The 25,262-nt window shown below is 59.7% G+C and carries 15 protein-coding genes, 4 tRNA genes and 3 rRNA genes; 18 read left to right on the top strand and 4 right to left on the bottom strand.

Translation table 11 applies throughout. The features are described from left to right. Positions 1-197 precede the first annotated feature (197 nt). The 6 genes from thrH to BN1969_RS00930 all read left to right on the top strand — a co-directional run bounded on the left by thrH (position 198) and on the right by BN1969_RS00930 (position 7,308). A complete protein-coding gene (thrH, locus tag BN1969_RS00955; protein ID WP_050622584.1) occupies positions 198-800 on the top strand; it encodes a bifunctional phosphoserine phosphatase/homoserine phosphotransferase ThrH in 603 nt (200 codons plus the stop codon). Positions 801-915: 115 nt separating this feature from the next. Next, the gene (locus tag BN1969_RS00950) at positions 916-1,152 is read left to right on the top strand and encodes a hypothetical protein (RefSeq protein ID WP_050622583.1); all 237 of its coding nucleotides are present in this window, start codon (positions 916-918) and stop codon (positions 1,150-1,152) included. A 504-nt stretch (positions 1,153-1,656) separates the two neighbouring features. After that, positions 1,657-2,943, top strand: coding sequence for a DUF1015 domain-containing protein (locus BN1969_RS00945; RefSeq protein WP_050622582.1), 1,287 nt, complete (start codon positions 1,657-1,659; stop codon positions 2,941-2,943). A 19-nt stretch (positions 2,944-2,962) separates the two neighbouring features. Further along, on the top strand, positions 2,963-3,811 hold the full coding sequence (gene ispE / locus BN1969_RS00940) for a 4-(cytidine 5'-diphospho)-2-C-methyl-D-erythritol kinase (RefSeq protein WP_050622581.1): 849 nt from the start codon (positions 2,963-2,965) through the stop codon (positions 3,809-3,811). A 73-nt stretch (positions 3,812-3,884) separates the two neighbouring features. Then, on the top strand, positions 3,885-4,505 hold the full coding sequence (gene spoIIR, locus BN1969_RS00935) for a stage II sporulation protein R (protein ID WP_050622580.1): 621 nt from the start codon (positions 3,885-3,887) through the stop codon (positions 4,503-4,505). Between the two features lie 247 nt (positions 4,506-4,752). Further along, on the top strand, positions 4,753-7,308 hold the full coding sequence (locus BN1969_RS00930; protein WP_050622579.1) for an S-layer homology domain-containing protein: 2,556 nt from the start codon (positions 4,753-4,755) through the stop codon (positions 7,306-7,308). 176 nt (positions 7,309-7,484) lie between these two features. On the opposite strand, the gene BN1969_RS00925 is transcribed toward BN1969_RS00930, so the two are convergent. The 3 genes from BN1969_RS00925 to BN1969_RS00915 all read right to left on the bottom strand — a co-directional run bounded on the left by BN1969_RS00925 (position 7,485) and on the right by BN1969_RS00915 (position 12,496). Further along, complete coding sequence (locus tag BN1969_RS00925; protein WP_050622578.1) at positions 7,485-9,119, bottom strand: ABC transporter ATP-binding protein; 1,635 nt, start codon at positions 9,117-9,119, stop codon at positions 7,485-7,487. Positions 9,120-9,122: 3 nt separating this feature from the next. Next, positions 9,123-10,952, bottom strand: a complete 1,830-nt coding sequence (locus tag BN1969_RS00920) for an ABC transporter permease (protein WP_050622577.1) — start codon at positions 10,950-10,952, stop codon at positions 9,123-9,125. Positions 10,953-11,083: 131 nt separating this feature from the next. Beyond that, positions 11,084-12,496, bottom strand: coding sequence for a hypothetical protein (locus BN1969_RS00915; protein WP_050622576.1), 1,413 nt, complete (start codon positions 12,494-12,496; stop codon positions 11,084-11,086). Positions 12,497-12,720: 224 nt separating this feature from the next. On the opposite strand from BN1969_RS00915, the gene BN1969_RS00910 reads away from it, so the two are divergent. The 5 genes from BN1969_RS00910 to BN1969_RS00890 all read left to right on the top strand — a co-directional run bounded on the left by BN1969_RS00910 (position 12,721) and on the right by BN1969_RS00890 (position 17,920). Continuing rightward, complete coding sequence (locus tag BN1969_RS00910; protein ID WP_050622575.1) at positions 12,721-13,746, top strand: ABC transporter substrate-binding protein; 1,026 nt, start codon at positions 12,721-12,723, stop codon at positions 13,744-13,746. After that, positions 13,743-15,449, top strand: coding sequence for a cache domain-containing sensor histidine kinase (locus BN1969_RS18785; RefSeq protein ID WP_050622574.1), 1,707 nt, complete (start codon positions 13,743-13,745; stop codon positions 15,447-15,449). The genes BN1969_RS00910 and BN1969_RS18785 overlap by 4 nt, the downstream gene beginning before the upstream one ends. Then, positions 15,443-16,189, top strand: a complete 747-nt coding sequence (locus BN1969_RS00900; protein ID WP_050622573.1) for a response regulator transcription factor — start codon at positions 15,443-15,445, stop codon at positions 16,187-16,189. The genes BN1969_RS18785 and BN1969_RS00900 overlap by 7 nt, the downstream gene beginning before the upstream one ends. Before the next feature lie 13 nt (positions 16,190-16,202). Then, positions 16,203-17,135: a beta-phosphoglucomutase gene (pgmB, locus tag BN1969_RS18405; RefSeq protein ID WP_077138663.1), complete on the top strand. Its 933-nt coding sequence runs from the start codon at positions 16,203-16,205 to the stop codon at positions 17,133-17,135. Next, complete coding sequence (locus BN1969_RS00890; RefSeq protein WP_050622572.1) at positions 17,132-17,920, top strand: HAD family hydrolase; 789 nt, start codon at positions 17,132-17,134, stop codon at positions 17,918-17,920. Before pgmB ends, BN1969_RS00890 begins: the two co-directional genes overlap by 4 nt. An 89-nt stretch (positions 17,921-18,009) precedes the next feature. Here BN1969_RS00890 and metA read toward each other — a convergent pair whose 3' ends face one another. Next, entirely contained in the window at positions 18,010-18,930 is a 921-nt protein-coding gene (gene metA, locus BN1969_RS00885; protein ID WP_050622571.1) for a homoserine O-acetyltransferase MetA, read from the bottom strand. Between the two features lie 898 nt (positions 18,931-19,828). On the opposite strand from metA, the gene BN1969_RS00880 reads away from it, so the two are divergent. From BN1969_RS00880 to rrf, 7 genes are all read left to right on the top strand, one after another. After that, positions 19,829-21,359 (top strand): 16S ribosomal RNA (locus BN1969_RS00880). A gap of 118 nt (positions 21,360-21,477) precedes the next feature. Beyond that, positions 21,478-21,554, top strand: a tRNA-Ile gene (locus tag BN1969_RS00875). Positions 21,555-21,573: 19 nt separating this feature from the next. After that, positions 21,574-21,649 (top strand) — tRNA-Ala (locus BN1969_RS00870). A gap of 247 nt (positions 21,650-21,896) precedes the next feature. Continuing rightward, positions 21,897-24,734: ribosomal RNA gene (locus tag BN1969_RS00865) — 23S ribosomal RNA — on the top strand. An 81-nt stretch (positions 24,735-24,815) separates the two neighbouring features. Next, positions 24,816-24,891: transfer RNA gene (locus BN1969_RS00860), tRNA-Lys, on the top strand. A 63-nt stretch (positions 24,892-24,954) separates the two neighbouring features. Then, a tRNA-Glu gene (locus BN1969_RS00855) sits at positions 24,955-25,029 on the top strand. Between the two features lie 115 nt (positions 25,030-25,144). Next, a 5S ribosomal RNA gene (gene rrf, locus BN1969_RS00850) occupies positions 25,145-25,260 on the top strand. Together the 16S, 23S and 5S rRNA genes with 4 tRNA genes alongside form the textbook arrangement of a ribosomal RNA operon. Positions 25,261-25,262 lie beyond the last annotated feature (2 nt).

Raw genomic sequence — 25,262 nt, 5'->3', positions numbered from 1 at the left:
CCCAGGGCAGGGCTTGAAAATGACCTCAAATCGGATATTATTCGAAAAAAATTACAAATCGTATTGAAAAGCCCCCTGCTTTGGTCTGCATCTGAGACGAGCCCCATGTAATCCCTGCACCCTGTGGGTCGGGGACCACACAAGAGAAGGGACTCGGTCGGGGACATCAGGCCGGGAAACAGAGAGGAGAATCGACCATGAATATCGTATGCCTGGATATGGAGGGGGTCCTGGTCCCGGAGATTTGGATCGCCTTTGCGGAGGAGAGCGGTATCCCGGAGCTGAAGCGCACCACCCGGGACGAGCCGGACTATGACAAGCTGATGAAGTGGCGCTTGGAGATCCTGAAGGAGCACGGCCTGGGCCTGAAGGAGATCCAGGCCACCATCGCCAAGATCGACCCCCTGCCGGGGGCCAAGGAGTTCCTGGACGAGCTGCGCACCCTCGCCCAGGTGGTCATCCTCAGCGACACCTTCGAGCAGTTTGCCAAGCCCCTGATGGCCAAGCTGAACTGGCCCACCATCTTCTGCAACACCCTGGAGGTGGCCCCCGACGGAGCCATCACGGGCTATCGGATGCGCTGCCCCCAGTCCAAGCTGACCACGGTGAAGGCCCTCCAGTCCATGGGCTATGAGACGATCGCCAGCGGGGACAGCTTCAACGACCTGGGGATGATCCAGGCCAGCAAGGCGGGCTTCCTGTTCAAGAGCACCCAGGCCATCAGGGCCGACCACCCGGAACTGCCCGCCTTTGAGGAGTTCGGCGAGCTGTTGGAAGCCATCAAGGGGGCCATAGGCTGATAGCTCTCTGTCTAAAGAACGGAGAAGACGAAATCAGACCGCACTTCAAATCACATTGAGGAGTGCCCCCAACAGAGCAGAAGCAAAGATAGGTGTTGCGAAAGGAGTGGGCCCTATGAAGACCGTGGCGGTCATTTTTGGACTTATTTTCCTCGTCTACCTGGCGGCCTGGCTGGGCAGCCTTGACATGGCGGCCCGCATCGCGGCCCTGCTCCTGATTGCTGTGAAGGCTGTGGGGCTGGGAGCGCTGGTGGTCCTTTGCTGGAAGGTCAAGAAACAGTGGGACCGGATGGAAGAAAAGCTGGATGCCATAATCTCCCAGCTGGAGGAGTGGCAGCGTCTCAAAAAGTAACCTTTCCCACAGCGTGCCGTCCAAGTGTGCCGCTCCTGCAAAAAGGGGCCTCTTCGGTGATACCGTAGAGGCCGGTCCCAGACCGGCATGCCAGGATTCGCACCGGGAGTGTCGGCTTAGCAAAGCCAGGCGCAGTTGTGGAATTGCATGCGCCCTGAATTTCTGCAGACCAGGGCCCAGTGGCCCGGTGGGAATTTAGACCAGCCACTCAGATTTTGCGAGCCGGAAATAACGTATGACCAAACAGGAGCGTGTCCCCGTAATGAAGGACCCGGGGTAAGGCGGATATGAGCGTGAAGCGATCATCCTGAGCTGCCCCCCGGCGATCCTTTGGTGACTTTCCCGGCGCTGGGAAAGTCACTTGCCGCCCGCAGGCGGCGACCCACCTGCGAAAACTACCCAAGACGGCGCGCCGCGTCATCGCGCCCTGCGGAAAGAACCAAAACTGCCAAGGCCGGCAAAATCCCCCTGCATCAAGAGAACGATTAAAGTGAGTGACCATTGATGAATGATTTATTTGAAACCCTCCCCTTTCGTCCGGCGGATATCCTGCTCCCCCAAAACTGCGACCTGGGCCTGTGGAGCGTGGTGGCCTGTGACCAGTACACCTCACAGCCGGAATACTGGCAGCGGGTAGAAGAGAGGGTGGGGCGGGCCCCCTCATCCCTGCGGCTCATCCTGCCGGAGAGCTGTCTGGACGGTCCCAGCGTGGAGACCGACATCATGGAGATCAACAACACCATGTCCCGCTATCTGCGGGAGGAGAGGTTTGCCCTTCTGCCCCAGACCATGATCTATGTAGAGCGCACCCTGCACAACGGAAAGCTCCGCAGAGGACTGGTGGGCATGGTGGACCTGGAGCAGTACGACTATGAGCCGGGCTCCCCGGCCCAGGTGCGGGCCACCGAGGGCACCGTCCTCTCCCGTATCCCGCCCCGAGTGGCGGTGCGGAAGAACGCCCCCATTGAGCTGCCTCACGTCATGCTCCTCACTGACGATCCGGAGCGCACCGTCATCGAGCCCCTGGCCCGGGAGAAGGCGGGCATGGAGCAGGTCTATGACTTCGATTTGATGGAGCGGGGCGGCCACCTGGCCGGCTGGAAGCTGGGGAGGGAGCAGCTCTCCGCCGTGGCCGGCGCCCTCCAGGCTCTGGCTGATCCCGCCGCCTTCAACGCCCGCTACGGGACCCAGGACCAACCTGTCCTCCTGTTCGCTGTGGGAGACGGGAACCACTCCCTGGCCACCGCCAAGGAGTGCTATGAGCGGCAGAAGCGCATCACGCCCCAGGATCAGTGGGAGACCCTGCCCTCCCGGTACGCCCTGGCGGAGCTGGTCAACCTCCACGACGAGTCCCTGGAGTTCGAGCCCATCCACCGGGTGGTCTTCGGCGCGGAGCCGGCCCAGGTGCTCTCCGCCCTGCGCATGGCTTACCCCGATGCCCGGGAGGGGGAGGGGGACGGACATGTGATCCGCTACCTCTACGGGAACGCCCGGGGGGCTCTCACCGTCCCTGACCCCGCCGCCCAGCTGGCGGTGGGAACCCTTCAGTCCTTCCTGGACCGGTGGATGGAGGGGCGGTCCGGCGTCAGCCTGGACTATATCCACGGGGCCGAGGTAGTGGAAGAGCTGACCCGGCGGCCCAAGGCCATCGGCTTCCTCCTGCCGCCCATGAAAAAGGAGGAGCTGTTCCCCACCGTGATCCACGACGGAGTGCTGCCCCGAAAGACCTTCTCCATGGGGGAGGCCCACGACAAGCGCTTTTACTTAGAGGCCCGGAAGATCCGGCTGTGAACCGGTGGAGGTGCGGACGATGGAACGATTTGCCCCCGCCAAGCTGAACCTGACGCTGGATGTGCTGGGAAAGCGGCCTGACGGCTACCACGACCTGAAGATGGTGATGCAGTCCATCACCCTGGGGGATACCCTCACCCTGGAGCCGGGCGGGGAGGGCGTGCGGGTACAGACCGACCTGCATTTCCTGCCCACGGGGCCCAAGAACCTGGCCGCCGCCGCCGCGCTCCGCTTCTATGAGACGCTGGGACGACCGGTGCCGGGACTGGAGATCTCCATCCGCAAGCGCATCCCGGTGTGCGCCGGGATGGCCGGCGGCAGCACCGATGCCGCCGCTGTGCTGCGGGCCCTGAACGAGAAGGAGGGGAATCCCTTCTCCATGGAGGAGCTGGCACGGGTGGGGGAAGGGGTGGGCTCCGACGTCCCTTACTGCGTACTGGGCGGCACCGCCTTGGCCGAGGGGCGGGGGGAGATGCTGACCCCGCTGCCCCCGCTGCCCCGGTGCTGGGTGGCTGTGTGCAAGCCGGATTTCCCCGTCTCCACGCCAGAGCTGTTTGCACGCATCGACGGGATGCGGGTCCGCTGCCGGCCCGACACCGCCGGACTGCTGGCAGCGCTGGCGGCGGGGGACCTGCCTGGTGTGGCCCGACGCATGTACAACGTGTTTGAGGAAGTGCTGCCGGAGCGGCAGGAGGTAAGGGTGGCAGAGATCAAGCACACACTGATCCAGTGCGGAGCCCTGGGCGCCACCATGAGCGGGACGGGCCCCACCGCCTTTGGCCTGTTCCAACGGAAGGAGCTGGCAGAGGAGGCCTGTGCCCTTCTGTCAGAGCAGAACCGGGATACATTTTTGGCGGAAACGGTTTAAGAAGGAAAGACACTGTCCATACTCTTCGTAGAATTCCACTCGGAAAATACGAAAGGTATGGATGGTGTTGTATATGGACCGAAAAATGAAGCGCTGGGAGTTGGCGCTGATGTGCGGCGTGCTGTGCGCACTGGCACTGGGGGGATGGCTGGACCGGGAGCAGGAGCGGCTGGCGGACCAGGTGATCCGCCTCCATGTCATCGCCAATTCAGACAGCCCGGAGGACCAGGCACTGAAACTGGAGGTTCGGGACCAGGTCCTGGCCCACGCGGAGGAGCTGTACCCGGCGGGGGCAGACCGCACGGCGGCGGCGGCGGCCATCCAGGAGCATCTGCCTGAGCTGGCAGCGGCAGGACAGCGGGTGCTGGAGGAGCGGGGCTGCGACTACGCGGTCCGGGCGGAGCTGACAGAGACCTGGTTCCCCACCAAGGAGTATGAGGACTTTGCCCTTCCGGCAGGAGAATACACGGCCCTGCGGGTGGTCATCGGCGAGGGAGCGGGGCAGAACTGGTGGTGCGTGGCCTTCCCGCCCCTGTGCTTGGGTGCGGCCAGCGAGACGGTGGAGGAGGCGGCCCAGGCGGGACGCTTCACCGATGACCAGGCCGCCCTGATGACTGGCGAGACCCAGGGATATGTGCTGAAGTTCAAGGCCATCGAGCTCTGGGAGGGGCTGAAAAGACTGACCGGGGGTTGAAAGGGAACGGGCGGGGGAGGCCGGAGGGCCTCCCCCGCCTGTCATTTGCAAAAGATTCAATGAATCTTTTGCATGGTACTATCTATAATTTAACACTAGAAAAAATGTATTGAACAGGATATAATGAAAGACATCAGTCCAAGCAGCAAAAATTATGGAAAACAACGAAAAATGGAAGGCGGTAAAGCGGAGGAACAAGACATCTATTTTGTAGAGCGTGAACAAATTTAGGGAGGAAGCAAACAAGATGAAAAGAAAGATGCAGAGATTTGTGACTGTGTCCACTGCGGCGGCGCTGTCTCTGGCCATGGCGGTGCCTGGAAGCGCGGCGTATCAGCCGGAGCAGAAGTTCCAGGACGTGAGCCGGAGCGCATCCTACTACGAGGATGTGATGGACGCCAACTACTACGGCCTGATGGCGGGCGTGAGCGGGAAGACCTTCGATACGGAGAGCACCATCACCCGGGCCATGTGGGTGACGATGCTGTACAAGATGGCGGGACAGCCAGCGGTGCAGAGCAAGGACACCTTCACCGACGTGAAGACGGGCGACTGGTTTGCCCAGGCGGCCACCTGGGCGGTGGAGCAGGGGATCACGGCGGGCTACGAGGACGGAAGCTTCGGTGTGAACCAGACCATCACCCGCCAGGAGATGGCGGTGATGGCGTCCAAGTTTGCGGCGCAGTATAAGGACGCGGCGGTCAGCGCCTCTGCGAACCTGGCCGGTTACGCCGATGCCGGGGAGCTGGACAGCTGGGCCAGCGAGGCCATGTCCTGGGCACTGTCCAGCGGTGTGATGCAGGCGGTGGACGGCAAGCTGTCCCCCAAGAGCACGGTGAGCCGGGCCAACACGGCGGGTGTGGCCGTGCGGCTGTATGAGCTGGGCGGCGTGGATCTGGACACCATCACGGCGCTGGAGAAGGACTGGACCCAGGCGGCCCAGCTGCCGCTGACCGGCTGGTTCACGAAGAACATCGATGTGGAGGGTGACCGCCAGGTGACGGTGTACATCTCCGAGGAGGCGTCCATCCGCTCCTACTTCACCGTGATCGCGGTGCCCAATGGTGTGGATACCCAGCAGTTCCTGGAGGACGAGGGGTGGATCGACCTGATGGACCAGAAGGGCGAAGGCCTGTTCGTACTGGAGCCCGGCGCGGAGGGCTGGGGCAGCGCGGCGGAGGAGAAAGCCTACGTGGACGCCGCCATTGCCTTCCTGAAGAGCGGCAGAAATGAGGCTGGCATCAACGTGTTCTCCACCTTTGGAGAGTTTTATCTGGCGGGCTACGGCGAGAGCGCCGCTCCCCTGGAGGCCTGGGCCGCTGAGAATCCCATCTTTGTCATCAGCCAGGCATTTGTAAATGCCGCTTCTGCCGGGAAGGCTGTTCTGGAAGAGGCTGGTTCTGTGCTCTATGACGGCTCTAATACCAGCGGCTATGATGCTGGCTTCAAGACCGACGCAGAGTTCCAGGCAGTGCTGAAAGAGTGCGGAATGGAGCAGATCGCCCGTAAGGATGTGCCTGTACCCACCTGGTTTGCCGGAACCTCCTCTGCTGACAGCGTAGACTATTGGAAAGAAGCCAATGACTGCGTGTCCAATGCAGACGGGGAGGGCGTATATCGTCAGGATAAGGACTCGGATGCGATCCAGACTGCTTTTGCCAATGCGCAGCTCCCCGCCAGTGAGCGGTACGGCATTTCTCAGGTGAAGGTGAGCTCTGAGACCCCCAGCGCCGCTGAGATCTATGCTTTCCTGTCTGTCTACACCCGCTACGACAACACCTTCGCGTATAGCAACGCGCTGACCTACCGCCTGGACTATACCTCTGCCCGAGTGGCTGCCCAGCAAGCGGCTAAGGCCGGACAGGTGCAGAAGACCCTCAGCGACGGGACCCAGATCCTGGCCCAGGAGGATGTGGCCATTGACGGCCACGGCACCGTCCAGGTGGGCGTGATCGCCTTCAGCGACAACAGCGGCGACGGGCTGTGGGACCCCCGGGAATATATTGCCTATGTGCCCGATGGCTTTGAGGGTAAGGAACTGCCTGTGCTCGTGATTTACCCTGGCAACAGCCAGACCGACTCCATTTTTATGGATTCCACCCTGTGGTGGCAGGTAGCGGATAAAGAGGGGATCGTGCTGGCTTTTGTCTGCGAGACTTACAGCGCCAGCCCCAGCAGTGTGTCTCACGCTGACTCCGACAAGTTCTATAACTCCCTGATGGCCGTGCTGGAAGAGACTATTGACGGCACTTATGCGGATCTGGACTTCACCCGGATCTACGGCTCCGGACAGTCTGCAGGCTCCATGGCTACACAGGGCTTTGTCCGCACTAACCCCGAATTCTATGCGGCTGCTGCCTCCACCTCTGGACTGGCCGTGCCTGATGGTACTTCTCAGCTGCCCGAGGGGGCTGGCGGGGCTATGCCCGACTTTGTCATCACTGGCCAGAGCGACTTGGATAACCTGATGCCTGACCTGTGGGGCTCTGAGATGGCCAATGAGTGGATCACCTACCTCTTTGATGTGAACAACATGCCTGACGCGCAGATTGGTACTGCCGATGATGAGCATGAGTTTATCAACGACCGCACCAAGGTCTATACTTGGGAGAATAGCGACGGGGTGCCCATGGTCAAGTATGGATATACCCTGCTGCGTGCCCATAACTGCAGTCCCTATGAGATGCCCATCCTGTGGGATTTCATGGAGCACTTCAGCTTTGAGAAGGCCGAGGACGGCACGATCACCCGCTATTACAGCGCCTCCGCGTTTGAGAGAGACGACGCGGTGATCCTGAAATAAGAATCAACTGTAGCAGAACGACCGGGAGCCCCATGGGGCTCCCGGTCGTTCTGCTTGCGGAAAAAGCCTTGCGGAGTTGGCGCCCGCAGGCGTGGACCAAATTCTGATCTGGTTTCCCCGGCGACATGTACGTCGGAGAAAACCTTCTGCGAGATATTTCCGCCTGGATAGACGCTTCACAGCTCCAGGGAGCCGGTGGCGATGCAGGCGCCGCTCTTCCGGTGGAAGAGCATGATGTTGTCCCCGGAGACGGTCACAGGCACCTTCTCCCCGATGGTGAACAGGGAGCTGCCGAAGATGACGCCGGTGAGCAGGAAGTCGTCCACCCGCACCTTGATGGTGGACTCCATGCCGGTGGGCATGGCGCCATAGATCTCCCCCTCCAGGGGACTCTGGTCCGCAATATCCAGAAACTCCGGGCGGATGCCCAGCACCAGGTCCTGGTCGGTGAGCACTGGATCGTCCTGAAGGGAGTCGTCGTCCTCCACCACCTTGGCGATGTGGTAGCGGAAAGCCTCGTCCTTATTGCCCTTCTCCACATAGGACTTCTCTGCCGCGCGCTTCCGATGGGCCTCCTCCCGGGCCGCCGCCTGGGCGGCCCGGTCCCGGAACCACTGGGACAGGTCCAGCGGGGTGCTGGGGCGGAAGAGTGCTTTCCGGCCCTGGAACACGGTGAGCTCCACCGCGCCGTCGGCCCGCTGCGCCCCCTTGGCCTCCACGAAGTTGATGGAGGGGTTGCCTACGAAGTCGGCCACAAACAGGTTGTTGGGCTGGTGGTACACAGTGAGGGGGGCGTCGTACTGCTGGAGCACGCCGTTTTCAATGAGGCAGATCTGGGTGGCCAGGGTCATGGCCTCCATCTGGTCGTGGGTGACATAGACGAAGGTAGAACCGGTCTCCACGTGGAGGCGCTGGAGCTCATAGCGCATCTCCAGGCGCAGCTTGGCGTCCAAATTGGACAGGGGCTCATCCATGAACAGCACCGAGGGCTCGGGGGCCAGGGTGCGGGCGATGGCCACCCGCTGCTGCTGGCCGCCGGAGAGCTCTGCGGGGTAGCGGTCCATAAACATGCCGATCTTCACGATGCGGGCCACCCGGCGGACGGTGAGGTCGATCTCCTCCCGGGTGAGCTTGCGGGTCTCGGTGATCACCTGGCCCCCTTTTACCAGGCGGAACTCCCCGTCCAGCTCGCCGCCCGCCGCAGCGGCGGACTGCCTGGCGGCCTCCACCCTGCCCCGGAGGGAGGCGATCTCTCCAGACAGGTCGGGGGACTGCTCCAGGCGGTAGGAGAGGAGCTGCTTGGCGGCGTAGATGGAGATGGTGAATGTGTCCACCAGCTTCAGCTGGGCCTTCTTCTGGTCCAGCCTGCCGTCCTTGTCCCGGCACTCCTCCAGCACCCGGACCACCTCGGCGGGCTGCTCCAGGATCTCCGCTAAACGGGCGGCGTTCTTGGCTTCGAAGTCGACCTTGGGCAGGGGCTCCTTGATGTTTTTCAGGCCGAAGGAGATGTTCTCATAGACAGTCATATTGGGCCACAGGGCGTAGTTTTGGAAGAGAAAGCCCACCTTGCGCTTGTTGGCCGGGATGTTGATGCCCAGGGCGCTGTCAAAGACCACCTGGTCACCGATGGTGATGCGGCCGCTGGTGGGGGTCTCCAGACCGGCGATCATCCGCAGGGTGGTGGTCTTGCCGCAGCCGGAGGGGCCCAGCAGAGTGACGAAGGCATTGTCCTGGATGACCAGATCCAGGTCATCCACGGCGTAGAACTTGCCCCAGCGCTTGGTCACATGTTCTAATTTGATCTCAGGCATGGTTTAACCTCCTATTCCCTCGTCCAGACTGGCTCCGGTGACCTTGTTGACCACGGTGTTGAACACCAGGATGGTGATGATCAGGATCAGGTTGATGCCGCTGGAGAAGGCGTATAGACCCATCTCGTCGAAGTAGTCCAGGGTGGTGGACAGGATGAAGCCCTGGGTGCACAGCAGCATGAACAGGGACAGCTCCCGCAGGCAGGTCATGAAGGGGAGCATATAGCCGCTGATGATGGAGGACTTCTGGATGGGGATGATGATGCGGGTCATCCGCTTGACCCAGGGCACATCCTGGATGATAGCGGCCTCCTCGATCTCGCCGGACAGCTGGAGCATGGAGTTGAGGGAGCTGCGGCTGGCGAAGGGGATGTACTTGATGGTGCCTACGATGATGAGCAGAGTATAGGTATTGAAGAGGTTGACGTGCTCATTGGAAAACAGGACGAAGAAGGCCGCCCCCACGGCGATGGAGGGCATGAGGTAGGGGAGGAAGGCCATGGAGTTCACATAGCTGGCCGCCTTACTTCGCCGGTTCTTGGACACGGCGTAGCCGATGAGGGTGCCGATGGTGCCCGCCAGCAGGGCACAGGCCACGCTGACCAGCAGGGTGCCCTTGAATGCGCTCCAGATAGTGTCGTTGTGGAGGATGCCTTTCTGTCCGTACATGCCGTTTTCGGTGATGTTCTCATCGGTGACCCACCACTTGGTGGTCAGGTTGTCCGGGTCCCCGGTGTATAGGAAGGAGTAGTCCCCCGGATTGGGGAGGAAGGTCTCGAAGGCGAAGGAGACGATGGGGAAGATGCTGGTGAAGAAGGTGACCACCACCAGGACCAGGGCGATGATGTATTTGCCCGCCCGGCCCAGATTGATCTTGGAGATCTGTCCCGACTTGCCGGTGACGGTGGTGTAGTTTTTCCGGCTGTGGAGGGACATCTGGTTGAGGAGCATGATGGCCACGCCAAAGATCATCATGATGATGGCCAGGATGCTGGCCTCGCCGGTGTACTTGGAGTTCATGGACACGTACTTGGTGGACAGAGTGGTCAGGCCCAGGTAGTGGGGCACGGGGTAGGAGCCCATGGAGCTGCCGAAGACCAGCAGGATGGTGGACAGAATGGCCGGCTTCACCATAGGCAGGGTGATCTTGCACATGGTCTTCCACTTGGGGGTGTCCAGAATGGTGGCTGCCTCCTCCAGGTTGGCGTCCATGTTGCGGAAGATGCCCCCGATGAGGATATAGGCGAAGGGGGCGTAGTGCAGGCCCAGCACCACCAGGCTGGGAAAGAGGCCCTTGCACCACCACAGGGGCATCTGGATGCCCGCGGTAGCGGCCAGCAGGCCGTTGGAGGTGCCGGTGACGGCGTTGGAGTTGAACAGGTTCTGCCACACCACAGCCAGGGTCCATTGGGGCATGATGTAGGGGAAGATGAAGATGGAGCTGAGGTATTTCCGCCAGGCCAGGTTGGTGCGGGTGACCAGGAAGGCGAACACTCCGCCGAAGAGGATGGACACCAAGCAGGTGCCCACGGCCAGATAGATGGTGTTCAGCAGGGGGGTCCACAGGTTGGTCTTGGCCAAGGTGCTGGTGAACAGGTCGATGTAGTTCACCAGGGTATAGCCGGCGGTCTGGCCGGTGAGATGGGCATCGATGGTGCCGGGGTGGATCTTGAAGGTGTCCTCCACAATGGCCACGATGGGGGCGATGGTGGTGATGGTCACCACGATGCCCATCAGCAGCAGGATCACGTTGTGAGGCTTGGACAGGAAGGTCCTGAGCCTGTTCCAGAGGATGGCGGACCGTGCGGCGCCGGGGGTCGTGGTTTGGTTCATATGCGGCACTCCTCTCATGCGGGAATGGAGGGGCGCCCTTGGAGGCAACTCGGCTCCAAGGGCGCCCTGCTCTGCGTTTCGTCAAAACCGGCGCTCAGCGCCCAGAGGTCCGGTGACGCCGGGGATGGGGCTCAGCCGGCGCTGTACTTGTCCAGCATCTCGATCCAGCTGCCCACGGTGAAGGAGACGGAGGCGCAGTACTCGGGGTCCTCCAGGACCAGCTTGCCCTCGTTGGTCCACCAGTCGTAGCCGTGGTCGTTCAGGGCGGCGTACTCCACGGTGGTGCCGTCCTCGGCCATGCCGCCGGTCTCGTGGTGATAGATGGCCTCGTTTTCCGCAGCCACCTCGGGATTAGAGGAGTAGCCGCCGATGTCCTTGCCCCAGGCGGAGAAGCCGTCGGCGGTGCAGGTCATGTAGGCGATGAAGGCGCAGGCAGTCCAGGGCAGAGGGCTGTTGTCGGTGACGAACAGATAGTGGCAGTAGCCGAAACCGCCCATGCCGGTGTAGCCGTCGTTATAGGCCGCCACGGTGATGTTGTTCTTGGAGACGGAGGCGGACTCCTCCACGCTGCGCAGCTTGGAGTAGACGATCAGGCCGAACTGGTCAGTGGCGGACTGGTCCACCAAGGTGTTGCAGATGGGGCCGTCGTCAGTCTGGGCATTGTAGCTGCCCACCCACAGCTTGATCCAGGCCAGGGCGTATTTGCCGTTCTCCCCCAGGCCCAGGCTCTCGGCCTCGGAGGCCATCTCGTTGATGGTGGGCTGGAAGTAGGCCTGTTCCTCGGCGGACAGGGCATCGAAGGCCTCCTTCAGCATGGCGGCGTAGTCATCCCGGGTGAGCATATACAGGAAGTTCTTACCCACGATTTCAGAGTCGATGTCCATAAACAGGCCGTGCTCGCCCTCGGCCACGAAATCCCAGCAGTTGTCATAGGACTTGGAACCGGTGTTGTTGTACATGAAGATCTTGTTCAGAGTCTGAAGGGGCAGATAGCCCTGGTACGCCTCGGGGGTGGTGCCGTTGGCCTCCGCCCAGTCCTTGGGGATGAAGGTGTCCAGAATGCCGGTCTGGACCATCTTGGACTCGATCTGGTTGCCGTCCTGGATCAGGGTCATGGCAAAGGTGCCGGTGTCCTTCAGGGAGTCGGCGGTGAGCTGATCGAAGATCTTGTTGTTCTTGGGCTGCTGCCACTCGAACTCCATGGTGTAGCTTGGGTCGATGGACTGCAGATACTCGATGAACAGGGGCAGGGCACTCTTGCCGCGGCTGGAGTTGCCCACGCCCAGGAAGGTCTTGCCGTTGGACTCCTCGATGGCCTTCTGGGCCAGTTCCTCCAGGGTCATCCCCTGGGCCTCCTGGATGATCTGCTGGGTGGGTGTCAGATCGGCGGAGGGCTGGGGCTGGGGTTCGCTGCCGGCAGGGGCGGAGCTGCCGGCGCTGGTCCCCGCAGAGCTGCCGCCGCCCTGGGTCCCGCCGCCACCGCCGCAGGCTGCCAGGGAGAAGCTGAGGGCACAGGCCAGGAGCAATGAAATGGTACGTTTCATTTTGGTTCCTCCTTCATCATTTTTCATAAAATTGAACCTGATATCCCAGGTCCTGTGTGCAATTTTATTGTATCGCCTCCGTGATGGAAAAAACAGGGGACAAATCTGCGCTTTTTTGTTATCTTCTGCAATTTCTGTGGAAATTAGATGAAAAGAGGAGGGGGGGTGTGATATAATTATGCAAAACACCAAACTGAGCACAAAACAGGCGAGGGGGGAGCGGAATGAGAGGACGGCTGGCAGCGCTGGCACTGACATTGGGGCTGCTCCTGACCGGGTGCGCGGCCGGGGAGAGGGCCTCCGCATCGGAGTTCGCCCCGGAGGAGGGGGAGCGGCTGGTGGTGTACACCTCCCACAAGGAGGAGGTCTACTGGCCCATCATCCAGGAGTTCGAGGCGCGCACCGGCATCTGGGTGGAGGTGGAGGCGGGGGGCACCAGCGAGCTGCTGGCCCGCCTGCGCCGGGAGGCGGACGCCCCGGCAGCGGATGTGATGTTCGGCGGCGGCGTGGACAGCCTGGAGGCATATCAGGACTGCTTCTCCCCCTACTTCTGTGCCGGTTGGGAGGGGCTGGACCCGGCCATGCGCTCGGAGGAGGGACTGTGGACTCCCTTCTCCGCCCTGCCGGTGGTGCTCATCTACAACACCAAACTGGTGGTCCCGGGGCAGATCACCGGCTGGCGGGATCTGTTCTCTCCGGCATGGCAGGGGCGCATCGCCTTCTGCGATCCCAGTGTGTCCGGCTCCTCCTTCACCGGGCTGATCACCCTGCTCCAGGCGGTGGACGGGGATACGGACGAGACCCTGATGCGCTTTGCTGTCAGCCTGGACGGCCGGCAGCTGGACAGCTCCGGTGCGGTGCTGGACTCGGTGGCCGGGGGGACGGACCTGGTGGGGATCACCCTGGAAGAGACCGCCCTGAAGCGGGCGGCGGCGGGAGAGGACATCGCTCTGATCTACCCCGATGATGGCACCAGTTGCATCCCGGATGGAGGCGCCCTGGTGCAGGGAGCGCCCCACCCGGAGAACGCCCGGAAGTTCCTGGACTTCATTGCAGGCAACGATGTGCAGAGCCGGCTGGAGACGGAGTTTTCCAGACGCCCCGTACGGGAAGGGGTGGAGAGCGGCGGCGTGCTGCGGCCGCTGGAGGAGCTCGTCCTGGTGGACTACGACCTGGCCTGGACCGTGGAGCACCACGACAGCATCCTCATGTCCTGGGCTTTCTATCTGGGGGGAGGGGAGGAGCCGTGAAAAAACGCCATTCTTTCCACAGAAGGCTGTTCGCGGGGTTCCTGTTGGCCTCCCTGCTGCCGCTGCTGCTGTGCTCGGCCATGCTGCTCCAGATCTTCCGCCTGCGGCTGGACAGCCAGTTGGAGGAGGAGTCCCGGGAGCAGCTGGACCACGTGATAAGCTCCCTGGACGGCCTGTACCGGGGCTTTCAGCAGACAGCCCTGGCCCTTCAGGCAAGCCCCTATGTGGCCCCTGCACTCTCCCGGGGACAGCGGGACAGCACTACCGTCTATAGCGAGCTGTACAGCGCCACCGAGGGCAGCCGTCTCAGCGCCCAGTTCGACCTGTATGACCGGGACGGGGTCTGGATGTACTCCACCGGCAGCGGCCCGGTGGAGCCGGTGATGCCCACCCAGTGGGGCGTTCTCTACGCCGCCCGGCAGAGCGTCGGGCTGGCCTTCACACAGGTGGACGGCGGGGAGGGGAACAGCGCGCCCCTGTTTCGGGGGGCGGCCCGGATCGCCGGTGAGGCGGGGGAGGACGCAGGCTATCTGGTCATCACCCTGACCCGGGCGGACTTCCAGCGACTGCTGGAGGGGACCTACGGCGGACAGAGCGACCTGCTGCTCCTCGACCGGTACTGGCGGCCCGTCTACGCCAGCCAGACCGCCCTGGCCGGCCGCCTGGCTGTCCAGCTGCGGGAGCAGCTGCTGGCGGGGGAGGAGCTGGGCCAGGAGGGGGAGGAGTACGCCTATCGGGCGGCCTTTCAGGAGGAGATGGGGCTGTACGCCGTCCTCCAGCGGCCCCAGGCACTGAACCGGGATACCCGGGGCCTGCTCACCACGGTGACGGTGAGCAGCGCCCTGGTGTGCGTGGGCCTCTCCGTGCTTATGAGCCTGCGGCTGAGCAGGCAGATGTTCTATCCCATCGAGCGGCTCCACAGCGCCATCGGCGAGGTGGTCCACAACAACCTGGACGTCTACGTCCCACCCTATCAGGATGACGAGCTGGGGGAGCTGGCCCAGCGGTTCAACGGAATGGTGGTGGCCCTGAAGCGCAACCAAGAGCAGCTGGTGGAGAACCAGCGGGAGTTGAATGAGGCCCAGATCCGGATGCTCCAGGCCCAGCTCAACCCCCACTTCCTGTGCAACACGCTGGACACCATGAAGTGGATCAGCAAGATCAACCAGGTGCCCCAGGTGGCCCTCATGTCCACCGACCTGGCGGACATCCTGCGCTTCTGCATCTCCCCGGACGAGTTCGTCCCCCTGCGGCGGGAGGTGGAGATCCTCCGCCGGTACATGGAGATCCAGTCCATCCGCCTGTCGGGCAAGTGCCGCCTGGAGGTGGACATGCCACCGGAGCTGGAGGAGTGCCGGGTGCCCAAGATGATCCTCCAGCCCCTGGCGGAAAACGCCATCCTCCACGGTCTGGACGGGGTGGAGGACGGGGTGATCTGGGTCCGGGTGCGCAGTCAGGGAACCCAAACCCTGACCATCTCGGTGGAGGACAACGGCCGGGGACTGCCCCCGGAACTCATGGGACCCTATACCGGCCCCCCGGAGACCTCCGGGCGGGGCCATCTGGGACTGTATAATGTGGATACCATTCTGAAAAAGCACTACGGGGAGGCGTATGGCCTCCGCCTCGGCTCCCGGCCCGGCGGACCGGGAGCGGCGGTGACCGCCTCGCTGCCCCTGTGGAAGGAGGAAGAGATATGCTGAAGGTACTGGTGGTGGAGGATGAGGAGATGATACGGAAGGGGATCGTCCTGGCTGTGGACTGGGCCGCGCTGGACTGTGTGGTGGTGGGGGAGGCTGCTGACGGCCTCCAGGCCCTGAAGGCTGTGGAGCGGTACGACCCCTCCCTCATCATCACTGACCTGAAGATGCCCAATATGGACGGCATTCAGATGATGGAAGCCCTGCGGGCCCGGGGCAGCCGGGCCTATGTGATCATTCTCACCGCCTACGACAGCTTCACCTATGCCCGGAGCGCCCTGCGCCTGGGAGCGGTGGACTTCCTGCTGAAGCCCTTCCACGACGGGGAGCTGGAGGCGGCGGTGATCAAGCTGCGCCGCCGTATGGAGGCGGAAGGGAGCGGGACCGCCCCCGCCCTGCCGGAGCGGAAGAAGGGGGACAAGAGCAAGTATGTCCTCCAGGCGATGGATTACATCGGCCAGCACTACGGGGACCAGAACATCTCTGTGGGGGAGATCGCCCAGCACCTGGGGCTGAGCGAGAGCCATTTGAGCCACCTGTTCCGCAAGGAGACCGACTACACCCTGCTCAACTACCTCACCCGCTACCGCATCCACAAGGCTATGGAGCTGCTGCGGGACTGCCGCACCAAGGTGTATGAGGTGGCCGAGCGGGTGGGCTATCGGGACATCACTTACTTCTCCGCCACATTTAAAAAAGTGACGGGCATGAGCCCGTCGGAATTTCAGGATACCTGCCGCTAGGAGGCTGTGAGACATGGTGAGAGGCTTGGTCTTTGATTTGGACGGGGTGCTGGTCCATACCGATGAGCTCCACTACCGGGCTTGGAAAGCCCTGGCCGGCCGGCTCGGCCTCCCCTTCACTCGGGAACAGGGGGACCGCTGCCGGGGTGTCTCTCGGATGGGGAGCCTGGAGATTTTGCTGGAGGGCAGCAATCGGTCCTATACGGAGCGGGAGAAGCTGCGGATGGCGGAGGAAAAGAATGACTGCTACCGGGCCCAGCTCCAGGAGCTGACCCCTGGCGATGTGCCGGAGAGGACGGTGGAGACCCTGAGGGAGCTGCGCCGCCGGGGCTATCGGCTGGGCCTCGCCTCCAGCAGCAAAAACGCCGGGGTGATCCTGACACGCACCGGCTTGGACGCCCTCCTGGACCGGGTGGTGGACGGGAACCAGATCACCCGCTCTAAGCCGGACCCGGAGGTATTCCTGCGGGCCGCCCAGCTGCTGGAGCTCCCGCCCGAGGACTGCGCAGGGGTGGACGACGCCCTGGCGGGGGTGGAGTCGGCACGGACCGCCGGCATGACCGCAGCTGCCATAGGTCCCGCCGCCTTGGCAGGGGCGGGGGACTGGAATCTGGAATGCCTCTCCCGGGTGCTGGACCTGTGCCCGCCTNTGACACGCACCGGCTTGGACGCCCTCCTGGACCGGGTGGTGGACGGGAACCAGATCACCCGCTCTAAGCCGGACCCGGAGGTATTCCTGCGGGCCGCCCAGCTGCTGGAGCTCCCGCCCGAGGACTGCGCAGGGGTGGACGACGCCCTGGCGGGGGTGGAGTCGGCACGGACCGCCGGCATGACCGCAGCTGCCATAGGTCCCGCCGCCTTGGCAGGGGCGGGGGACTGGAATCTGGAATGCCTCTCCCGGTTGCTGGACCTGTGCCCGCCTCTGGAAGGGGGGCGGGACCTGTGATCCGGCTCATCGCCTGCGACATCGATGGGACCCTGCTCCGGGGGACACAGCGGGAGATCAGCCCTGCTGTATTCCGGGAGGTGGTCCGTCTGGGGAAACAGGGGGTCCGCTTCTGCCCGGCCAGCGGGCGGCAGTACCACAGCCTGCGGGGGCTGTTCGCCCCCATAGCTTCCCGGCTGTACTATGTGTGCGAGAACGGGGCGGTGGTGTTCGGACCGGGCGACCCGGGACCGATATTGGCCAAGGAGACCATGGAGAGGGAACAGGCCCTGGAGCTGTGCCGGGAGATCCTGGATATGGATGGGTGCGAGGTGTTGATCTCCGGGGCCGGCATCAGTTATCTGTGCCCCAAGGAAGGGGACATCGTGGACCATGTGCGCTATTTTGTGGGCAACCGCACCGCCCTGGTGGACCGCCCGGAGGAGATCACGGAGGATATCGTGAAGGTGTCCGCCTACTGCCGCCGGGGGGCCGCGGAGGCGGAGCCAGTTCTGGCACCCCGGTGGCGGAGGATTTGGCGGGTGGCGGTGGCGGGAGAGAAGTGGCTGGACTTTACCGCGGCGGACAAGGGAAAGGGGGTGCGGGCCCTGTGCAGGGCTCTGGGGATCGGGCCGGAGCAGGTGCTGGCAGTGGGGGACAATTACAACGACGTGCCCATGCTGGAGCTGGCGGGAGAGCCCTGGATTATGGAGGGGGCGGACCCGGAGCTTCTGCGCCGCTTCCCCCGGCACTGTGCCCGGGTGGAGGGTGTGCTGGAGCAGATCGGGCAGCGGCTGGAGAGCTGAGCGGGAGGTTCCTGCTCCATATGGAAAATCAAGAGCCCCCTGCGCCCGTCTGAATATTCCAGACGGGCGCAGGGGGCTCCCCCGTGCGGTCAATCGGAGATCTTTTTCAAGTCGTAGGGAGTGGTTTGGTAGACATAATAATTGAGCCAGTTGGTATAGAAGAGCTGGGCGGCGGAACGCCAGCGGACGACAGGGGGGCGGGAGGGGTCGTCCTGAGCGAAGTAGTTTTCCGGTACGGCGATATCCAGCCCCTTGTTGACATCCCGGAAATATTCGTTGGCCAGGGTGTCCGGGTCATACTCCGGGTGTCCGGTGATAAAGAAGCGCCGATTGTCTGAACTCTTGACGGCAAAGACTCCGGCCTGCTCTGAGATGGCCAGCAGCTCCAGCTCAGGGACCCGCTGGATATCCTCCAAGCGGTTCTCGGTATAACGGGAGTGGGGGATGTAGAAGATATCGTCAAATCCCCGGAACAGCGGTGACTGGGTGCGCACCACCCTATGGGGGAAGACGCCGAAGAGCTTTTTGCCCAGATCATATTTGGGGATCTGGTAGTGGTAATACAGCCCGGCCTGGGCCCCCCAGCAGATGTGGAGCGTGGAGTGGACATGAGTTTTGGTCCATTCCATGATCTGGCAGAGCTCATCCCAGTAGTCCACGTCGGTGAAATCCAAATTCTCCACCGGTGCTCCGGTGATGATCATGCCGTCATACTTCTTATCCTTGATCTGATGGAAGGTCGTATAAAAGGAAGACAGGTGCTCGGCGTCAGTATTTTGGGAAATGTGGCTCAGGGTGTGGAGCAGCTCTACCTGGACCTGGAGCGGAGAGTTGGAGAGCTTGCGCAGCAGCTGGGTCTCGGTGACGATCTTAGTGGGCATCAGATTCAGGATAAGCAGGTTCAGCGGGCGGATGTCCTGATGGATGGCGCGGTATTCAGTCATGACAAAGATGTTCTCTCCCTCCAGAATGGCCCGGGCGGGCAGAGAGTCGGGGATTCGGATCGGCACAGAAAGGCCCCCTTTTATTATAGTAGCAGAGATAAAATAAGGGTATCACAAGGAGTGTCGTTGTGCAAGAAGGAATTAGACAGATAGATGTCCACTGAAGGCGGACACATTCTTTTATAGAGAACAAAACTGGACTGCTCGACAGAGAAAAGCAAAAAAAGTCGAAAAAAAGAAAATTAAGTGTTGACAACTGAGGAAGTGTTTGGTATAGTAATCAAGCACTTCACGAGAGCGCCTTTGAGAAAAAGGCGGGCGGATTTGAAGTGCAGTTATCACAAGGGAAGCGAAGCTGAGGACTTTGAAATCGACTGAGAAGTTCGAAAAAAGTTCTTGACAAAGCGAGAAAGATGTGGTAACATATCAAAGTTGCCGAAAGGCGGCGGGCGCACAGCGCTGCGGATGAGAGAACAAAAGAGCTTGAAAAAACTCGAAAAAAGTTCTTGACAAAGCGAATGAGATGTGCTAAAATTTAAAACCGCCGCTGAAAAGCGAGCGGGCCGCGCAAAAACAAGTTAAAAAGAATTTGAAAAAAGTTCTTGACAAACGAGTTTGAGTGTGGTAAAATTAAAACCCGCCGATGAACGGCGTGCACCTTGTAAATTAAACAACGTAACGAAAACACGAAGCACCAGATTTGGATTTGGTTGTTCAAACAAGCTTGAANAAAAAGAATTTGAAAAAAGTTCTTGACAAACGAGTTTGAGTGTGGTAAAATTAAAACCCGCCGATGAACGGCGTGCACCTTGTAAATTAAACAACGTAACGAAAACACGAAGCACCAGATTTGGATTTGGTTGTTCAAACAAGCTTGAGCTTGAAGGACGACCGTTAAATTTCTTTGAAGCTGGAATGAGCTTCAATAAAGTGATTTGAAGAGCCTCGGTTCTTTAGATACCATTTTATTGAGAGTTTGATCCTGGCTCAGGATGAACGCTGGCGGCGTGCTTAACACATGCAAGTCGAACGGAGTGCCTTAGAAAGAGGATTCGTCCAATTGATAAGGTTACTTAGTGGCGGACGGGTGAGTAACGCGTGAGGAACCTGCCTCGGAGTGGGGAATAACAGACCGAAAGGCCTGCTAATACCGCATGATGCAGTTGGACCGCATGGTCCTGACTGCCAAAGATTTATCGCTCTGAGATGGCCTCGCGTCTGATTAGCTTGTTGGCGGGGTAATGGCCCACCAAGGCGACGATCAGTAGCCGGACTGAGAGGTTGGCCGGCCACATTGGGACTGAGACACGGCCCAGACTCCTACGGGAGGCAGCAGTGGGGAATATTGGGCAATGGGCGCAAGCCTGACCCAGCAACGCCGCGTGAAGGAAGAAGGCTTTCGGGTTGTAAACTTCTTTTCTCAGGGACGAACAAATGACGGTACCTGAGGAATAAGCCACGGCTAACTACGTGCCAGCAGCCGCGGTAATACGTAGGTGGCAAGCGTTATCCGGATTTACTGGGTGTAAAGGGCGTGTAGGCGGGAAGGCAAGTCAGATGTGAAAACTATGGGCTCAACCCATAGCCTGCATTTGAAACTGTTTTTCTTGAGTGCTGGAGAGGCAATCGGAATTCCGTGTGTAGCGGTGAAATGCGTAGATATACGGAGGAACACCAGTGGCGAAGGCGGATTGCTGGACAGTAACTGACGCTGAGGCGCGAAAGCGTGGGGAGCAAACAGGATTAGATACCCTGGTAGTCCACGCTGTAAACGATGGATACTAGGTGTGGGGGGTCTGACCCCCTCCGTGCCGCAGTTAACACAATAAGTATCCCACCTGGGGAGTACGATCGCAAGGTTGAAACTCAAAGGAATTGACGGGGGCCCGCACAAGCGGTGGAGTATGTGGTTTAATTCGAAGCAACGCGAAGAACCTTACCAGGGCTTGACATCCTACTAACGAAGCAGAGATGCATTAGGTGCCCTTCGGGGAAAGTAGAGACAGGTGGTGCATGGTTGTCGTCAGCTCGTGTCGTGAGATGTTGGGTTAAGTCCCGCAACGAGCGCAACCCTTATTGTTAGTTGCTACGCAAGAGCACTCTAGCGAGACTGCCGTTGACAAAACGGAGGAAGGCGGGGACGACGTCAAATCATCATGCCCCTTATGTCCTGGGCTACACACGTACTACAATGGTGGTAAACAGAGGGAAGCAAGACCGCGAGGTGGAGCAAATCCCTAAAAGCCATCCCAGTTCGGATTGCAGGCTGAAACCCGCCTGTATGAAGTTGGAATCGCTAGTAATCGCGGATCAGCATGCCGCGGTGAATACGTTCCCGGGCCTTGTACACACCGCCCGTCACACCATGAGAGTCGGGAACACCCGAAGTCCGTAGTCTAACCGCAAGGGGGACGCGGCCGAAGGTGGGTTCGATAATTGGGGTGAAGTCGTAACAAGGTAGCCGTATCGGAAGGTGCGGCTGGATCACCTCCTTTCTAAGGAGAACTCAGCAGACGATAGTTTGCTGCAGTGTCCTAGGTCAGTAATGGTGGAGCGTAAAGTCGTTACGTTGTTTAATTTAGAGGGCGCACGCTGGAGGGCGGCGAACCTTACGGGCCCATAGCTCAGCTGGCTAGAGCGCACGACTGATAATCGTGAGGTCGGTGGTTCGAGTCCACTTGGGCCCACCACTAAAAAGCTCTGAGGTATGGGGGTATAGCTCAGCTGGGAGAGCGCCTGCCTTGCAAGCAGGAGGCCAGCGGTTCGATCCCGCTTATCTCCACCAAGATCGGATTGAAGTGTTTGGGCAATGGTCCGAGCATTTCAATCTGACCTTGAAAAAGGTTGGAAGCCTGCACCTTGAAAACTGAACAGTGAAGCAAGCAAGAAATTGCGAGCAAGCAACAGAGAGGTAACAAAGTAAAATTTGTGGACTTTTAAATAAAGGGTAACACAAACTACAATGAACCAAATCTGAAGCCTGCATAATTCTAAAATGACGATAGAGAACAGCTGAAAGGCTGTTCTACGAAGGTCAAGCTAGAAAGAGCGCAAGGGGAATGCCTTGGCATCAGGAGCCGATGAAGGACGTGACAAGCTGCGATAAGTCTGGGGGAGCTGCACATAAGCATTGATCCCGGAATTTCCGAATGGGGAAACCCGGCGGAGCAATACTCCGTCAACCTGCGTTGAACAAAATAGGCGTAGGTAGGGAACCGCCTGAACTGAAACATCTAAGTAGGGCGAGGAAGAGAAATCAACAGAGATTCCGCTAGTAGTGGCGAGCGAACGCGGAAGAGGGCAAACCGGTGGATTTATTCACCGGGGTTGTGGACCGGCGCACGGCAGAATAAGTTAGCTGAACGGTATGGGAAGGCCGACCATAGCGGGTGATAGTCCCGTAAGCGAAAACTGAGTTCTGTTAGCTGGGATCCAGAGTACCGCAGGACACGTGAAACCCTGTGGGAAACCGGGGGGACCACCCTCCAACCCTAAATACTACCTGATGACCGATAGAGGAGCAGTACCGTGAGGGAAAGGTGAAAAGGACCCCGGGAGGGGAGTGAAATAGAACCTGAAACCTTGTGCTTACAAGCACTCAAAGCACGTTAAGGTGTGATGAGGTACTTTTTGTAGAACGGTCCGGCGAGTTATTGTATGCAGCAAGCTTAAGGTGTTCAGCACCGGAGGCGAAGCGAGAGCGAGTCTGAATAGGGCGTATGGAGTTGTATGCAATAGACCCGAAACCAGGTGACCTATCCATGGGCAGGTTGAAGTGGGGGTAAAACCCCATGGAGGACCGAACCGACCCCCGTTGCAATGGTGGCGGATGACCTGTGGATAGCGGAGAAATTCTAATCGAACTTGGAGATAGCTGGTTCTCCCCGAAATAGCTTTAGGGCTAGCGTTGATTTAGATTACCGGAGGTAAAGCACTGAATGGGCTAGGGGCTGATAAAGTTACTGAACCCTATCAAACTCTGAATGCCGGATAATTGATGATCAGCAGTCAGTCTACGTGAGATAAGTCTCGTGGACAAAAGGGAAACAGCCCAGACCCACAGCTAAGGTCCCAAAGATACGCTAAGTGGAAAACGATGTGGAATTGCGAAAACAACCAGGATGTTGGCTTAGAAGCAGCCACTCATTAAAAGAGTGCGTAATAGCTCACTGGTCGAGTGATTCTGCGCGGAAAATGTAACGGGGCTAAGCGTAACACCGAAGCTTGGGATGCAGCAATGCATGGTAGGGGAGCGTCGAATACGGGGTGAAGTCGCAGCGGGAGCAGCGGTGGACTGTATTCGAGTGAGAATGCCGGAATGAGTAGCGAGAATTATGTGGGAATCATAATGGCCGAAAATCTAAGGTTTCTTGGGGAAGGTTCGTCCGCCCAAGGTAAGCCGGGAGCTAAGGCGAGGCCGAGAGGCGTAGTCGATGCACATACGGTTGAAATTCCGTAGCCACCGAAACTTAAGCTAGAAGGACACTTGGAGCTATCCAGACCCGGGCGTTGGTTGACCCGGGCGAAAGGGACCGAAAATAAGTAGGGAAGCTGGAGAATGACGAGGCGAGAAAAGTTCTAGTGTATGCTAAGGTGCCCGTACCGCAAACCGACACAGGTAGATGAGGAGAGAATCCTAAGGCCAACGGGAGAAGGGTTGTTAAGGAACTCGGCAAAATTACCCCGTAACTTCGGGATAAGGGGAGCTCCCTAAGGGGAGCCGCAGAGAATAGGCCCAAGCGACTGTTTACCAAAAACACAGGTCTATGCTAAATCGAAAGATGACGTATATGGGCTGACGCCTGCCCGGTGCTGGAAGGTTAAGAGGAGGGCTTAGCGCAAGCGAAGGTCTGAATTGAAGCCCCAGTAAACGGCGGCCGTAACTATAACGGTCCTAAGGTAGCGAAATTCCTTGTCAGGTAAGTTCTGACCCGCACGAATGGCGTAACGATTTGGGCGCTGTCTCAACAGCCCACCCGGCGAAATTGTAGTACCGGTGAAGATGCCGGTTACCCGCAACTAGACGGAAAGACCCCATGGAGCTTTACTGTAGCTTAATACTGAGGATTGGTAAATCATGTACAGGATAGGTGGGAGACATGGAAGCTTGGGCGTCAGCTCAGGTGGAGTCACCCTTGGGATACCACCCTTGATTTACTGGTTTTCTAACCTGCGGCCGTGAATCCGGCCGGGGGACACTGTTAGGTGGGCAGTTTGACTGGGGCGGTCGCCTCCTAAAAGGTAACGGAGGCGCTCAAAGGTTCGTTCAGCACGGACAGAAATCGTGCAGTGAGTGTAAACGCATAAACGAGCCTAACTGCGAGACCGACGGGTCGAGCAGTAACGAAAGTTGGAGTTAGTGATCCGGCGGTATGTGAGTGGAAATGCCGTCGCTCAACGGATAAAAGCTACCCTGGGGATAACAGGCTGATCTCCCCCAAGCGTCCACAGCGACGGGGAGGTTTGGCACCTCGATGTCGGCTCGTCACATCCTGGGGCTGAATTCGGTCCCAAGGGTTCGGCTGTTCGCCGATTAAAGTGGCACGCGAGCTGGGTTCAGAACGTCGTGAGACAGTTCGGTCCCTATCTGTTGCGGGCGTAAGAGATTTGAAGGGAGCTGTCCTTAGTACGAGAGGACCGGGATGGACAGACCTCTGGTGCACCAGTTGTCCTGCCAAGGGCACAGCTGGGTAGCTACGTCTGGACGAGATAAACGCTGAAAGCATCTAAGCGTGAAACTCTCCCTAAGATTAGATCTCTCATCCTTTATGGAGTAAGGCTCGACGTAGACTATGTCGTTGATAGGTCGGAGGTGGAAGTGCTGCGAGGCATGTAGCTGACCGATACTAATAAGCCGAGGGCTTGACCTTAAGGTCAAGGAAGAAGAATGCAGGCGCTTGTGAGCGAAGGAAAAGCGAGTTTCACTGTTCGGTTTTGAAGGCGCAGGAGATGCACCTTTAGCTCAGTTGGTAGAGCAACTGACTCTTAATCAGTGGGTCCCCGGTTCGAATCCGTGAAGGTGCACCAAGTGGTCCTGTCCAGGACGCTGGGTGCGTCCTGGGCGGGGACTGCTGAAAGAGGAGCGACGATGGCCCGTTGGTCAAGCGGTTAAGACGGCGGCCTCTCACGCCGCAAACATGGGTTCGATTCCCGTACGGGTCACCAAATTTCTCTTGACAAATCAAAAATAGCGGATATAATACTTACTGTTGGGAAGACGGTAAGGAGAGAAAAGGCGCAAGAACTTTTCTTTGCTTACTTTCTTTTCGGAGAAAGTAAAGTAGGTGCTGATTAGAGCGAGGGTCCACCCGTTCCCATTCCGAACACGGAAGTTAAGCTCGCTTCTGCCGAAGATACTTGCCTGGAGACGGGCTGGGAAAATAGGTAGTGCCTACACA

The organism is Clostridium phoceensis (genome assembly GCF_001244495.1).
Taxonomy (GTDB): Bacteria; Bacillota; Clostridia; order Oscillospirales; family Oscillospiraceae; genus Lawsonibacter; species Lawsonibacter asaccharolyticus.
Note: the sequence above shows the minus strand (reverse complement) of the source record. Positions and strands in the feature narration are given on the sequence as shown.

What these genes read in the sequence shown, in the direction of transcription:
- thrH (WP_050622584.1), top strand. Translation starts at nt 198, where the DNA reads ATGAATATCGTATGCCTGGATATGGAGGGGGTCCTGGTCCCGGAGATT.
- BN1969_RS00950 (WP_050622583.1), top strand. Translation starts at nt 916, where the DNA reads ATGAAGACCGTGGCGGTCATTTTTGGACTTATTTTCCTCGTCTACCTG.
- BN1969_RS00945 (WP_050622582.1), top strand. Translation starts at nt 1,657, where the DNA reads ATGAATGATTTATTTGAAACCCTCCCCTTTCGTCCGGCGGATATCCTG.
- ispE (WP_050622581.1), top strand. Translation starts at nt 2,963, where the DNA reads ATGGAACGATTTGCCCCCGCCAAGCTGAACCTGACGCTGGATGTGCTG.
- spoIIR (WP_050622580.1), top strand. Translation starts at nt 3,885, where the DNA reads ATGGACCGAAAAATGAAGCGCTGGGAGTTGGCGCTGATGTGCGGCGTG.
- BN1969_RS00930 (WP_050622579.1), top strand. Translation starts at nt 4,753, where the DNA reads ATGAAAAGAAAGATGCAGAGATTTGTGACTGTGTCCACTGCGGCGGCG.
- BN1969_RS00925 (WP_050622578.1), bottom strand. Translation starts at nt 9,119, where the DNA reads ATGCCTGAGATCAAATTAGAACATGTGACCAAGCGCTGGGGCAAGTTC.
- BN1969_RS00920 (WP_050622577.1), bottom strand. Translation starts at nt 10,952, where the DNA reads ATGAACCAAACCACGACCCCCGGCGCCGCACGGTCCGCCATCCTCTGG.
- BN1969_RS00915 (WP_050622576.1), bottom strand. Translation starts at nt 12,496, where the DNA reads ATGAAACGTACCATTTCATTGCTCCTGGCCTGTGCCCTCAGCTTCTCC.
- BN1969_RS00910 (WP_050622575.1), top strand. Translation starts at nt 12,721, where the DNA reads ATGAGAGGACGGCTGGCAGCGCTGGCACTGACATTGGGGCTGCTCCTG.
- BN1969_RS00900 (WP_050622573.1), top strand. Translation starts at nt 15,443, where the DNA reads ATGCTGAAGGTACTGGTGGTGGAGGATGAGGAGATGATACGGAAGGGG.